At 69.5% G+C, this 12,557-nt stretch carries 12 protein-coding genes; all 12 read left to right on the top strand.

Features of this window, described 5'->3' with window-relative positions; translation table 11 throughout:
* Nucleotides 1-191 precede the first annotated feature (191 nt).
* The 12 genes from AC3IF1_RS26890 to AC3IF1_RS26835 all read left to right on the top strand — a co-directional run bounded on the left by AC3IF1_RS26890 (nt 192) and on the right by AC3IF1_RS26835 (nt 12,555).
* Entirely contained in the window at nt 192-2,123 is a 1,932-nt protein-coding gene (locus tag AC3IF1_RS26890; RefSeq protein ID WP_489220070.1) for a methyl-accepting chemotaxis protein, read from the top strand.
* A gap of 31 nt (nt 2,124-2,154) precedes the next feature.
* Nucleotides 2,155-3,753 (top strand): chemotaxis protein CheW, encoded by a 1,599-nt coding sequence (locus AC3IF1_RS26885; RefSeq protein ID WP_489220069.1) that lies wholly within the window; start codon nt 2,155-2,157, stop codon nt 3,751-3,753.
* 63 nt (nt 3,754-3,816) lie between these two features.
* A complete protein-coding gene (cheB, locus tag AC3IF1_RS26880; RefSeq protein WP_489220068.1) occupies nt 3,817-4,923 on the top strand; it encodes a chemotaxis-specific protein-glutamate methyltransferase CheB in 1,107 nt (368 codons plus the stop codon).
* Nucleotides 4,913-5,530, top strand: coding sequence for a HEAT repeat domain-containing protein (locus tag AC3IF1_RS26875; protein WP_489220067.1), 618 nt, complete (start codon nt 4,913-4,915; stop codon nt 5,528-5,530). Before cheB ends, AC3IF1_RS26875 begins: the two co-directional genes overlap by 11 nt.
* Nucleotides 5,527-6,405, top strand: a complete 879-nt coding sequence (locus tag AC3IF1_RS26870) for a CheR family methyltransferase (protein WP_489220066.1) — start codon at nt 5,527-5,529, stop codon at nt 6,403-6,405. The genes AC3IF1_RS26875 and AC3IF1_RS26870 overlap by 4 nt, the downstream gene beginning before the upstream one ends.
* A 7-nt stretch (nt 6,406-6,412) precedes the next feature.
* Complete coding sequence (locus AC3IF1_RS26865; protein WP_489220065.1) at nt 6,413-6,790, top strand: response regulator; 378 nt, start codon at nt 6,413-6,415, stop codon at nt 6,788-6,790.
* A complete protein-coding gene (locus AC3IF1_RS26860; protein WP_489220064.1) occupies nt 6,787-9,417 on the top strand; it encodes a chemotaxis protein CheA in 2,631 nt (876 codons plus the stop codon). Before AC3IF1_RS26865 ends, AC3IF1_RS26860 begins: the two co-directional genes overlap by 4 nt.
* Nucleotides 9,417-9,668, top strand: a complete 252-nt coding sequence (locus AC3IF1_RS26855; protein ID WP_489220063.1) for a hypothetical protein — start codon at nt 9,417-9,419, stop codon at nt 9,666-9,668. Before AC3IF1_RS26860 ends, AC3IF1_RS26855 begins: the two co-directional genes overlap by 1 nt.
* Nucleotides 9,665-10,459 (top strand): ParA family protein, encoded by a 795-nt coding sequence (locus AC3IF1_RS26850; protein ID WP_489220062.1) that lies wholly within the window; start codon nt 9,665-9,667, stop codon nt 10,457-10,459. Before AC3IF1_RS26855 ends, AC3IF1_RS26850 begins: the two co-directional genes overlap by 4 nt.
* A 10-nt stretch (nt 10,460-10,469) precedes the next feature.
* Nucleotides 10,470-10,844, top strand: coding sequence for a response regulator (locus tag AC3IF1_RS26845; protein ID WP_489220061.1), 375 nt, complete (start codon nt 10,470-10,472; stop codon nt 10,842-10,844).
* 38 nt (nt 10,845-10,882) lie between these two features.
* Nucleotides 10,883-12,076 carry a methyl-accepting chemotaxis protein gene (locus tag AC3IF1_RS26840; RefSeq protein WP_489220060.1) on the top strand — a complete coding sequence of 398 codons (1,194 nt, stop codon included), beginning with the start codon at nt 10,883-10,885 and terminating at the stop codon, nt 12,074-12,076.
* 95 nt (nt 12,077-12,171) lie between these two features.
* Nucleotides 12,172-12,555 (top strand): response regulator, encoded by a 384-nt coding sequence (locus AC3IF1_RS26835; protein WP_489220059.1) that lies wholly within the window; start codon nt 12,172-12,174, stop codon nt 12,553-12,555.
* The last annotated feature ends 2 nt before the right edge of the window (nt 12,556-12,557 follow it).

The following is a 12,557-nucleotide window of genomic DNA, read 5'->3' as shown; positions in this document are numbered from 1 at the left end:
TCGTAAACTAATGGTCAATAATGAGTCGTAGATCTTGATCATTGACTGTAAAAATACATATCCTTTAGGCGAGTATTGCAGATAATTGCTAAAAACCGCAACATGACAATCAGATGACATATCAAGAAAAGCGAACCGACCCCTGTCCAGGGGCAGAAAACCCTCAGATCCAGGCATAAGGCGTCGACACCATGGCTCTCGCGAAGAAATCCGCCGTCCACTCAATGCCGGCCCCGGCCGCCCCGCGGGACAGGGCGCCGGCCGTCGCGGGCCGGTCGCACCTCGCCGCCGAGGCGGAGAAGCGCAAGGCCCGAACCTTCGCGCGCCAGCAGAAGGCCGCCGAGCGGATCGCCTCGGCCACCGCCGAGCTGTCCAGCGGGATCGCCGAGGCGGCAGCCGCGGCCGAGGAGCTGCGCAAGGCCTCCGAGCAGATCGGCGTCGGCGCCGAGGAGGCCGCGGGCGCCGCCCAGGAAACCATGAAGGCGGTGAACCAGGGCGCGGTCCTGATCCAGGCCGCCAAGGAGAATGCCGGCACCTCCCTGCGCAAGACCGAGGCCCTGTCCGGGCTCATCGTCGAGACGGCCGCGCAGATCGGCGCGACGGTCGGGGCCATCGCCAAGGCGTCCGAGCGCCAGGAGGCCTCGGTGAAGCTGGTCGAGGAACTCGACCGGCAGGCCAGCGCGATCGGCGAGATCGTGAAGGCCGTCGCCCGGATCGCCGACCAGACCAACCTGCTCGCCCTCAACGCCGCCATCGAGGCGGCCCGGGCCGGCCAGCACGGCAAGGGCTTCGCGGTGGTCGCCGACGAAGTCCGGACCCTGGCCGAGACCAGCGAGAAGTCCGCCCGGGACATCCAGGAACTCGTGGCGCAGATCCAGGCCGACGTGAAGGTCGCGGCCGACGGGATCAGCCAATCCGCGGTCTCGGCCCGCGGCGAAGTCGACAAGGGCCGGACGGTGACCGCCCAGCTCGAGCGGGTGCGGGGCAACATGGCCGAGATCATCGACGGCTGCGGCGAGCTCGCCCGGGCCGCCGACGAATCGGCGACCGCCGCCACGGAGGCCCAGAAGGGCGCCGAGATCATCGCGGCCGCGGCCGAGGAGCAGAGCGCGGCCTGTCAGGAGGCCGGCAAGATGGTGGAGCAGCAGACCACCGCGCTGTCGCAGAGCGAGGACGCCGCCCAGGAACTGTCCGGCCTCGCCGAGGAACTCAAGAACAGCACCAATATCGGCAAGAGCGCCGAGGAGGTCGCCTCGGCCGCCGAGGAGCTCTCCAGCGCCGTCGAGGAGATCAACCGCGCAGCAGGCCAGGTCACGATCGCCCTCGACGAGATCACCAAGGGCGCGCAGCAGCAATCGGCCGCGACCCAGCAATCCTCGGCGGCGATCGCGCAGATCGAGCGGCGCGCCCAGGTTACCCAGACACTGGCGGGCAACGCCGTGGAGAAGGCCCAGGGGATCTCGGAGCTGCTGATCGAGAACAAGAGCCTGGTTGACGCGATGATCGACGGCCTTGAGCAATCCGTCGAGGCCGGCCGCGTGAGCCGCGACCAGATCGCGTCCCTCGAGCAGGTCAGCCGGCGCATCGACAAGATCGTGGACGCGATCACCACGGTCTCGATCCAGACCAACATGCTCGCGGTCAACGGCTCGGTGGAGGCGGCGCGGGCCGGCGAGTTCGGCAAGGGCTTCGCCGTCGTGTCGACGGATATCCGCAACCTCGCCCGGGATTCCGCCGAGAACGCGGAGCGGATCAAGGACACGGTCAAGACCATCCAGGACACGATCGTGTTCGTGCGCGGCGACCTTCAGGAGATCGCCGACAGCGCCGCCGTCGAGGTCGAGAAGAGCGGCGCCATCTCGCGCAACCTCGACATCGTCGTGAAGGACATGGTCGAGGTGCTGTCGGGCAACCGGGAGATCCTGGCCGGCGCCGACGGCATCACCCGCATGGTCCGGGAGGTCCAGACGGCGATCGAGCAGGTCGCCGCCGCCGCCCAACAGGCGGCGCGGACCTCCGCGGAGGCCGGGATCGCCGCCGGCGAGCAGGGCAAGGGCGCCGAGCAGCTCGCCGCCGCGATCGAGGAGATCGCCTCGCTCGCCGACGAGCTTCAGGCTGCCTGAGCCGAACCGCCCGGAGAGCGAGAGACCGACCATGGCAAACGCAGCAGCTCAGGCAGTGCAGGCGCCGGATCCCGGGTTCACGCCCGATCCGGCCGACGCCGCGGCGCGGAGCGACGAGGTGGACGGCCGCGGCGAGGCCCGTCAGTTCGTGATCTTCCACGTCGAGACGGAGATGTTCGCCGTCGCGCTGGCCGACGTGCAGGAGATCATCCGGATCCCCGAGGTGGTGCGGGTGCCGTTCAGCCCCGCCTCGCTGCTGGGGCTGGCCAACCTCCGCGGCACGGTCCTGCCGGTGCTGAACCTGCGGGACGTGTTCGCCTTCCCGCCCGTGCTGAACGACGATGCCACCCGGGTGGTGGTGCTCGACCAGGGCCATCCGATCGGCCTGGTGGTCGACCGGATGGCCAACGTCGTCACGGTCGATCCCGACCGGATCGAGCCGACCTCGGCGATCGAGGGCAGCGTCGACACCGCGCTCCTGACCGGGATGATCAAGGGCGACGACGGCCGGTCGATGGTGATGATCCTGGACGCGGCCCAGCTCGTCAGTCGCGAATTCAGCCAGATCGCCGCCAAGACCCGCCGGGCCGCCGGCCAGGTGCAGGCCGCCGACGCGGATTCGTCCGCCCGGGCCGAGATCCAGGCCGACGAGGATCAGCTCGTGAGCTTCGAGGTGGCGGGGCAGGAATATGCCTTCCCGATCGAGCGGGTGCAGGAGATCGTCCAGCTTCCCGAGCGCATCACCCACGTCCCGAATGCGCCGGCCCACGTGCTCGGGGTCATCACCCTGCGCAACCGCCTGCTGCCGCTGGTGTCCTTGCGCGAGATGTTCGGCCTCCAGGCCAAGGCGTTCAGCGAGACCAACAAGGTCGTGGTGGTGTCGCTCGGCGACGGCGGGACCCTGTCGGTCGGCGTCGTGATGGACAGCGTCAAGGAGGTGCTGCGGGTCAGCCGCGACCTCGTCGAGGCGATGCCGGCCCTGCTGTCGCAGGACGGCGGCATGGACGAGATCCAGGCGATCTGCCGGCTGCAGGAGGGACGGCGCCTGGTCTCCGTGCTGTCGGTCGAGACGATGTTCGACACCACTGAGCTGCGCAAGCTGGCCGCCACGGAGAATGAGGGCATGCGTGCCGACGGACGACAGGACGGGGACGAGCGCCGGGACGCCGCCGACGAAGAGCAGTTCGTGGTGTTCCGCCTGATGGGCGAGGAATACGGCGTGCCGATCGAGGCGGTGCAGGAGATCGTCCGCGTGCCGGACGAGCTGACCCGGATCCCGAAGGCGCCGTCCTTCGTGGAGGGGGTGATCAACCTGCGCGGCGTCGTCCTGCCGGTGGTCGACCAGCGCCGCCGCTTCAACCTCGCCGAGGCGGAGCGCAACGACCGTCAGCGGATCATGGTCTTCACCGTCCGGGGCGTCCGGACCGGCTTCATCGTCGACTCCGTCTCCGAGGTGATGCGGATCTCCGCCAAGGCCATCGGCGACGCGCCCAACCTGTCGGACGCGCAGCAGCGCCTGATCCGGCGCGTGGCCAATCTGGAGAGCCAGAAGCGCATGGTCCTGCTCCTGGACACGATGCAGCTCCTTGACACCCAGGAAGCCGCCGCCGTCCGGCTCACCACCCATTGAGCGCAGGTCCGGGCGCCGCCCGGACCTGCGTCCCGCTCCCCCGTCACCCTTGCGAGACCCCGCATGATCCGCGCCCTCGTGGCCGATGATTCCGCGTTGATGCGCAGGCACCTCACGCAGCTCCTTGAGGCGGCGGGCGGCTTCACGGTTCAGACGGCCCGCAACGGCGTCGAGGTCCTGGAGGCGCTCCAGAGCTTCGATCCGCACGTGATCACCCTCGACGTCAACATGCCGGAGATGGACGGGATCACCTGCCTGTCGCGGATCATGAGCGAGGATCCGCGGCCGGTGGTGATGGTCTCGTCGCTGACCGAGGAAGGCGCCGAGACGACCCTGCAGGCGCTGAGCCTCGGGGCCGTCGACTTCGTCCAGAAGCCCGGCGGCACGATCTCCCTGTCGATCGACCGGATTCACCGCGAACTGCTGATGAAGGTCCGCAGCGCGGCGACCAGCCGGGTCCGCCGCAGCACCGGCCTGCGCGGGCGCCTGGCCGCCCAGCGCCGCCGCGCTGAGCCGGAGCCGCAATCCCGGGTCGCCGTCGCGAGCGGGGGGCGCCCCGGGCTGGTCCTGGTGGGCGTGTCCACGGGCGGGCCCGGGGTGCTGGAGGAGATCCTGCCGCGCCTGCCGGCCGGTTTCCCCTGGCCGGTCCTGGTCGCCCAGCACATGCCCGGCAGCTTCACCGGGGTGTTCGCCCGCCGGCTGAACGACCTGTGCCCGCTGTCGGTGGTGGAGGTCGCCCGGCAGATGCCGGTCGAGCCCGGCACGGTCTACATCGCCAAGGGGGATGCCGACCTCGTCGTGACCCGCCGCGGCATCGGCTATTCCGCGACCCCGCTGCCGCAGAGCGACGACCATATCTGGCATCCCAGCGTCGCCCGCATGGTCGAGAGCGCGCTGGCCCTGCTGCCCGCCAACCGGCTGATCGCCGTGCAGCTCACCGGCATGGGCGACGACGGCGCCGAGGCCATGGCCCGGGTGCGCGCCGGCGGCGGCCTGACCATCGCGCAGGACGAGGAGACGAGCATCGTCTTCGGCATGCCGCAGGAACTGATCAAGCGCGGCGGGGCCAGCGTGGTCCTGCCGAGCGACGCGATCGCAGAGCAGCTCGTCAGGTGGCTCCGCGCTCCGGAAGCCGGCGCGCGAGTCGGGGAACGCCGCCGTGGCCCTTAAGAAACCGACCCTCCCGCCAAGGACCGAAGCCGGGGCGCCGCAGGCGGATCTCGCCGCCCTCACGGCCGCCCTCGCCGCCCCGGAGGGGGGCGAGCGGCGCCGGGCAGCCCGCGATCTCGGTGCCTTCCCGGAGGCCGGACCGCTCCTCTGCGCGCATCTCGGCCGCGAGCCGGCCGCCAGCGTCCGGGCGGTGATCCTGACGACGCTGATCCGGATCAAGTCCCCCGCGGTGGTCGAGGGCCTGCTGCCGCTGCTGCGCAGCGAGGACAGCGCCCTGCGCAACGCCGCGATCGAGGTGCTTCAGGAGATGCCTGCCGAGGTCGAGCCGCATGTCGCCGACCTGCTGGCCGATCCCGACAGCGACGTCCGGATCCTGACGGTCAACATGCTGAGCCTGCTGCCGCACCCGAAGGCGCCGACCTGGCTGGCCGAGGTCGTGGCGGGCGATTCCCATGTCAATGTCTGCGCGGCGGCGGTCGACGGCCTCGCGGAGATCGGCGATGCCAGCGCCATCGCGCCGCTCCAGGCCCTGGCCGCGCGCTTCCCCGAGGTCCCCTTCATCCGCTTCGCGGCCGCAGCGGCGATCCGCCGGATCGGAGGCGCATGATGCAACTGCCCCGTTCCCTCGTGCAGACCGCCCCGGCGGTCGAGATCACCGAGGACGAGTACGAGAAATTCTACGAATACTTCTATCGTCGGACCGGTATCTCGTTCAGCGGCAAGAAGGAGTATTTCTTCGAGAAGCGTCTTTTCGAGCGGATCGCCAAGACCGGGAGCGACAGCTTCAAGGCGTACTTCACCCTGCTGCGTTTCCAGGCGTCCGGGGAGGAACTGCAGCACCTCGTCAACCTGATGACGGTGAACGAAACCTATTTCTTCCGCGAGGACTATCAGTTCGACGCCCTGGTGCGCGGTATCCTGCCGGAGATCGCCCGGACGCGCCGGTCCGGCGGAACGCTGCGGATCTGGTCGATGCCGTGCTCGACCGGAGAGGAGCCGTACTCGATCGCGATCCAGATCCTGGAAAACTGGTCGCGGGCGGACGAGTTCGCCATCGAGATCACCGGGTCGGACATCGATTCCCGGGTGCTCGCCGATGCCCGCAAGGGGATCTACGGCAACCGCTCCCTGCAGCGGCTGTCGCCGGAGCTGCGAAAGAAGTACTTCCGCGCGGTGGGCGACGATCAGTTCGAGATCCACCACGAGCTGCGCGGCTCCATCGAGTTCTCGATCGCCAACCTGTCCGACTCGATCCACATGCATCGCTACCGCGCGATGGACGTGATCTTCTGCCGTAATCTGCTGATCTATTTCGACGATATGTCCCGACGTGCCGCGGTCGAGGCGCTCTACGAATGCCTGACCCCGGGCGGGTTCATCTGCCTGGGACATTCGGAGAGTATGAGCCGGATGTCGTCGATGTTCCTGCCGCGCAAGTTCGGCGACACGATCGTCTATCAAAGACCGATCGATCAGGATTGATACGGGCATGGCCGGCAAACGAATACTTGTCGTCGAGGACGGCATCACGATGCGGATGTTCTATCAGGACGTGCTCGGCCGGGCCGGGTTCGTCGTCGAGGAGGCCGCCAACGGGGTCGAGGGCCTGGAGAAGGCGCTGCTCGGCGGCTTCGACCTGATGATCGTCGACATCAACATGCCCAAGATGGACGGCTACGAACTGGTGTCCCGGATCCGCCGCGAGCCGTCGCTTCAGGCGATCCCGGTGGTCACGATCAGCACCGAGTCCAAGGACATCGACGCGACCCGGGCCTACGAGGCGGGCGCCAACTTCTACATCGTCAAACCGGCCGATCCCGTGCTCCTCGTCGAGACGGCGCGCCTGCTGACGGGCGCGCGGGCATGAGCAATCCCCTGCTGGCCCGGTTCATCCCCGAGGCGCGCGAGCTGCTGCAGGTCTCGGCCAGCGGGCTGCTGAAGCTGGAGCGGAACCCGACGGACGAGACCGCGATCAACGAGGTGTTCCGGGCTGTCCACACGATCAAGGGCTCGTCCGGCCTGTTCGACGCGGCGGCCCTGACCCGGCTGGTCCACGCCGCCGAGGATCTCCTCGGGGAGGTCCGGTCCGACGCGCTCCAGATCGACTCCGCCCTCGTCGACATGCTGCTCGACAGCCTCGACCAGGTCGGCCAGTGGATCGACGAGCTCGAGCGGCGCGCCGTATTGCCGACGGATGCCGACATCGTCGCGCACCGGATGGCAGCGTCGCTGCGCCAGCGTCTGCGATCGCAGGACGGCGCGGCCGACGGCGCAGCGGCGGACGGCCCGCGGCACGGGGCTGGTCCGGCCTCCGTCGAAGACCTCGCGACTTTGCCGCCGGCGCTTCTCGCCCGCCTGCCGGCCACCGCTTGCCTCGACGCGTTCCGCCGCGCCTGCGGCGGCCAGGCGATCCACCTGGTCCGCTACGAGCCGGAGCCGGGCTGCTTCTTCAACGGGACCGATCCCCTCCAGGCGATCCAGCAGGTGCCGGACGCGCTGGTCCTCGACATCGCGCCCGCCGAACCCTGGGGGCCGCTCGAGGATCTCGATCCCTACCAGTGCAACCTGCACTTCGCTCTGCTGAGCACGGCGGCCCGGGCCGAGATCGAGCTGGCGATGCGCTACGAGCTGGACCGGATCACCATCGCCCCCGTGCGGCCCCGGGACCTGGTGCGGATCGCGGGCGAGGCCAGCGACGGTCCGATCTGGGACGACTTTCGCGAGGCGGCCACGGCCTTCCTCGCCGCCGGGCGCCATGACGACCTGCGCAACGCCGTGGCCGCTCTGCGCAGCGTCGCCGGGCCGACGCTCTGGCGCCGGCAGGCGCTCGACTGGCTGGACGCCGCCCTGTCGGCGCCTGAACCCGATCCGGCGCTCGTCGGCGCATTCGTGGCGGCCGCCGGCTCGGGCCGGCTCAATCCGGTCCCGGCGGCCCCAGCGCTCGCCGCCGTCCAGGCTCCGGCGCCGTCGGCCGCCGATCCGCGCCAGGAACTCGCCCAATCGGTCCTGGCGAGCCAGCACCGGGCGTTGGAGCGGACGGGCTACGATGCGGATCGCCTCGCCTCCGTCGGCACGGTGGTGGAGAACGTGCTCCTCAGCCTCGGCCGCGAAGCCGACCGCGCCGCGTTCCAGGCCGCGCTGGAGGCGGCCCGGGAGGGCCGCTCGGTCGCGCCCGTGCTGAGCGCCCTGTCGGCCGTGCTGGCGGGCGCCCCGCTCCAGCGCGCGGAGGACGCGCCCGCGCCCGCGGAGACGCGTCCGCAGACCTTCGCCGAGGAGGCCCCGCCGGCTCCGGCCCTGGGCGGAAAGGAGCCCGAGCAGCGCCTCGCGGCGAAATCCCTGAAGGTCGACCAGGCCAAGATCGACCTGCTGATGAACCTGATCGGCGAACTCGTCGTCTCGAAGAACGCCCTGCCGTTCCTCGCCAAGCGCGCGGAGGAGACCTACGCCTCGCGCGAGATGTCCCGCGAGATCAAGGAGCAATACGCGGTCATCGACCGGCTCGCCCAGGAGATGCAGGGCGCGATCATGCAGGTCCGCATGCTGCCGGTCTCCGAGATCTTCGACCGGTTTCCCCGGCTGGTGCGCGACCTCGCGCGCAAGCTCGGCAAGCGGATCGACCTCGCCCTCGAAGGCGAGGACACGGCCGCGGACAAGACCATCATCGAGGCGCTGGGCGACCCGCTGCTGCACATCGTCCGCAACTCGTTGGATCACGGCATCGAGTCGCCGGACGAGCGCCGGGCGGCGGGCAAGGCGACCACCGCCCGGATCCTGCTCAAGGCCCGCCAGGAGGCCGACAGCGTCATCATCGAGGTCCAGGACAACGGCCGCGGGATCGACCCGGCCCGGATCCGCCGCGCCGCGATCGCCAAGGGCGTGGTCGGCCAGGAGGAGGCCGACCGCCTCTCCGACCAGGAGGCGATCAACCTGATCTACCGTCCGGGCTTCTCGACGGCGGCGGAGGTCTCCGACCTGTCCGGCCGCGGGGTCGGGATGGATGTGGTGCTGACCACCGTGGAGAAGCTCGGCGGCCAGGTCACGGTGAGTTCCCGCATCGGCGAGGGAACGACGACGCGCCTCGCCCTGCCGCTCAGCATGGCGGTCACCCGGATCATGATCGTGGAGGCCGCCGGCAGCCTCTACGGCGTGCCGATGGACATGATCGTCGAGACCGTGCGGGTGCCGCGGGAGCGCATCCGGATGATCAAGAAATCCGAGACCTTCGTGCTGCGGGAGACGATCATCCCGCTGCTGCGCCTGTCGCGCCTGCTGAACCTGCCCGAGCAGCCCCGCGGCGAGGCCGACGCCGCCGTGCTGGTCTGCCACGTCAACGGCCGGCGTCCCGGGCTGATCATCGACAATTTCCGGGAGGGGATGGACGTGATCCTGAAGCCCCTGGAGGGCGTCCTGACCGGCATCGGCGGCTATGCCGGCACGACCCTCCTGGGGGATGGCCGCGTCCTCCTGGTCCTCGACCTCAGGGAGCTGCTGTGATGGCCATCCGGATCGTCCGCAGGACCGTCCACCTGGAGGGTCACTGCACCGTCGAGGAGGCCTTGCCGCTCCTGGAGGCCCTGCGCAGGCCGGGCGCCCACAAGGTCGTGCTGACCAAGTGCCAGGGGCTGCACGCCGCGATCCTGCAGGTCCTCGCCGCCGCCCGGCCGGCCGCCATTGCGCCGCCCGCCGATCCGGCGCTGGCCGGCCTCGTCATGCCGTTCCTGCAGGCGTCCGGAGCGGCCGCTTGACCACGATTCTGGCCATCTCGAACCGGAAGGGCGGCAGCGGCAAGTCGACGACCTCCGTCAATCTGGCGGCGGAGTGCGGCGCCCGCGGCCGGCGTACGCTGCTGGTCGATCTGGACACCCAGGGGCATGCCGGCCTCGGCTTCGGCATCGTGCCGGAGCGCGACGCGACGACCGCCCACCACATCTTCACGACCCCCGATTTCGACCTGCTGGACGCCGTCCGGCCGACCGCCTCCGCTGGCGTGTCGGTCGTCCCCGCCGACCAGCTGTTCGACGGCACCACGGCCATGGACCGCAGCGCCTCGGCCTTGCAACGCGGCCTGCGCAGACCGGAGATCGCGGCGCGCTTCGACCTCGTGATTCTCGACACGCCGCCCTCGCTGGACATGATCCTGGTCAACGCCCTGGCGGCGGCCGACGGCGTCCTCGTGCCGATGATCCCCCACGCCCTGTCGGCCGAGGGCGTGCGGCAGCTGGCGCGGCTGTTCTTCCGCATCGCCACCACGGTGAACAGCGACCTGAAGGTGGTCGGCCTGCTGCCGGTGATGCTGAACGTGCACACCAACCACCACCGCGAGACCCTGCACGACATCGCCCGGGAATTCGGGATCGAGCGCGTGCTCACCGGGATCCGGACCGATATTCGCCTGGCGGAGGCCTTCGCCGCCCGCGAACCCATCCGGGACTACGCCCCGTCGAGCCGCGGCGCCGCCGATTACGGCCTGCTGGCCGACGAGCTGGCCGCCGTCTGGCAGACCGATGCGGCGCCCGCAACCCACCAGCCATCTTAGGAGACGCGCGTTGGCCACGACGATCATGATTGTCGACGATTCCCCGACGATGTTGATGAGCATCGAGGGCATCCTGACCAAGGCCGGCCTCGGCGTCGTCAAGGCGGTGAGCGGCGAGGAGGCGGTGGCGACGCTGCAGGCGGGGACCAAGCCCAACCTGCTGATCACCGACCTCAACATGGGCGCGATGAACGGGATCGAGCTGATCCGCCGGGTGCGCAAGCTCCCGGGCCTGCAATTCATTCCGATCCTGATGCTGACCACCGAGTCCCAGCAGGACAAGCGCAACGAGGCGAAGTCGGCCGGTGCCACGGGCTGGATCGTCAAGCCGGTGGATCCCGAAGCGCTGCTCAAGGTGATCCGCCAGCTCGTCCCCGGAGCCTGATCGTGCCCTGGGTGCCTCCGCCGCGCGTGATCCGATGGGTGGGTCCGCTCTGCGCTGTCTTCACCGCCGTGGCGCTCGCCGCCATCGGTGCGGTCGCGTTCGGCCCCGCGCCGGGCGTCGCCGCCATCGCGGCGGCCGGCTTCGCGGCGAGCTGGGGGGCGAGCCGGGCCGCAGCAGCGGCGACCCGCCGTTCGATGGAGCCGGAGGCGGCGCCGCGCCCGGAGACGGTGCCGGCGGAGGTGTCCGCGGCGGATCGGCCGGACGCGGCCGGGGCGTCGGCCGCAGCCGGAGGCGCGGCGTTCCACGCCGCCCTCGCCGATCACTTCGCGGTCTATGACCGCCTGTTCGAGCGCGCCGCCACCGACACGGCCTCGGTGACGTCCGAGACCGAGGCCGCCGCCTACGACATCATGACCAGCCTCCGGGAGGTCGATGCCGCCATGACCGAACTCCTGGCCTTCCTCGACCTGTCCGGCTCCAACGCGCGGGTGATCGAGATCGTCGACCAGACCGACCAGCAGCTCGCCGAGAATCGTCAGTTGATCGGCGACTTCCTGGTCCGCCGCGACCAGGACGTGGTGGCCTGCCGGCAGCGCCTCGACGAGCTCGACGTCGCGACCGCGCAACTGACCCTGGCGACCGACGGCGTGCAGACCATCGCCCGCCAGACCAACCTGCTCGCCCTCAATGCCACCATCGAGGCGGCCCGGGCCGAGAAGGCCGGCGCGGGATTCGCCGTGGTGGCCAAGGAGGTCAAGGAACTCTCGGGCACCTCCGCCGGCACCGCGACCCGGATCGCTCAGGATCTAGCCAGCCTGCGCGAATCCATCCGGGAGAATTTCTCCACGCTGGTGACCGACCGGGTCGAGAGCGAGCGCGGCGAACTCATGAAGATCGCCGCGGCGATCGCCAGCCTGACCGAGAACATGGAGCGCCTCGTCTCCCATCAGCGGGACACGCTGGTGAAGGTCCAAGAGGAGAGCGCCCGGATCGCGCAGCCGATCGTCCGGCTGATCGGATCGATTCAGTTCCAGGATGTCACGCGCCAGCGTCTTCAGCATCTCGAGGGTATTTTTGCTGCGGCCCGCACGCATCTGCATGCGCTGGACTTATCAAGTTCCTTGACGAAATCTTGGCCTGACCCTAAGTCGTTTGCTGAGATCGCGCTCGCGGAAGGACCGTCTCCTCCAAGAAGCGTAATGAATCATAATAAAGATATAGAATTGTTCTAGATATTGCCAATATTTTTCAATTTAACTTGCGCGTTTGGTTCGAAATTTGTGCTTCGCACGAACCATTCCTGTGCGTGCGACAGGAGGATTGATCCATGGCATCGGTTCTCCTGACGGATGACGTGCCGGTCGTGCGAATGACGGTCCGGCGGTTTCTCGAACGGGGTCAGCACACGGTCCAGGAATGCGGCTCCGCCGCCGAGGCGGAGGCGCTGCTGAGCGGCCGGCCGTTCGATATCCTGGTCACCGACCTGTGGATGCCCGGACGGGACGGCCTGACGCTGATCGGCTGGGTGAAGGCACACAGGCCCGGCCTGCCGATCATCGCGATCACCGGGGGGGCCCCGCGGGCGCCGCAGGTCTTCTCGATGGAGGAGGCCGCCCGCGTCGGGGCCGACCGCGTGCTCATGAAGCCGGTCGGCATGCAGGAACTCCTGGCCGCCGTCTCCGCCCTGGCCCCAGCGGCCGCCAAGGAGTGACC

It is taken from the genome of Methylobacterium sp. E-012 (assembly GCF_057836545.1).
Note: the sequence above shows the minus strand (reverse complement) of the source record. Positions and strands in the feature narration are given on the sequence as shown.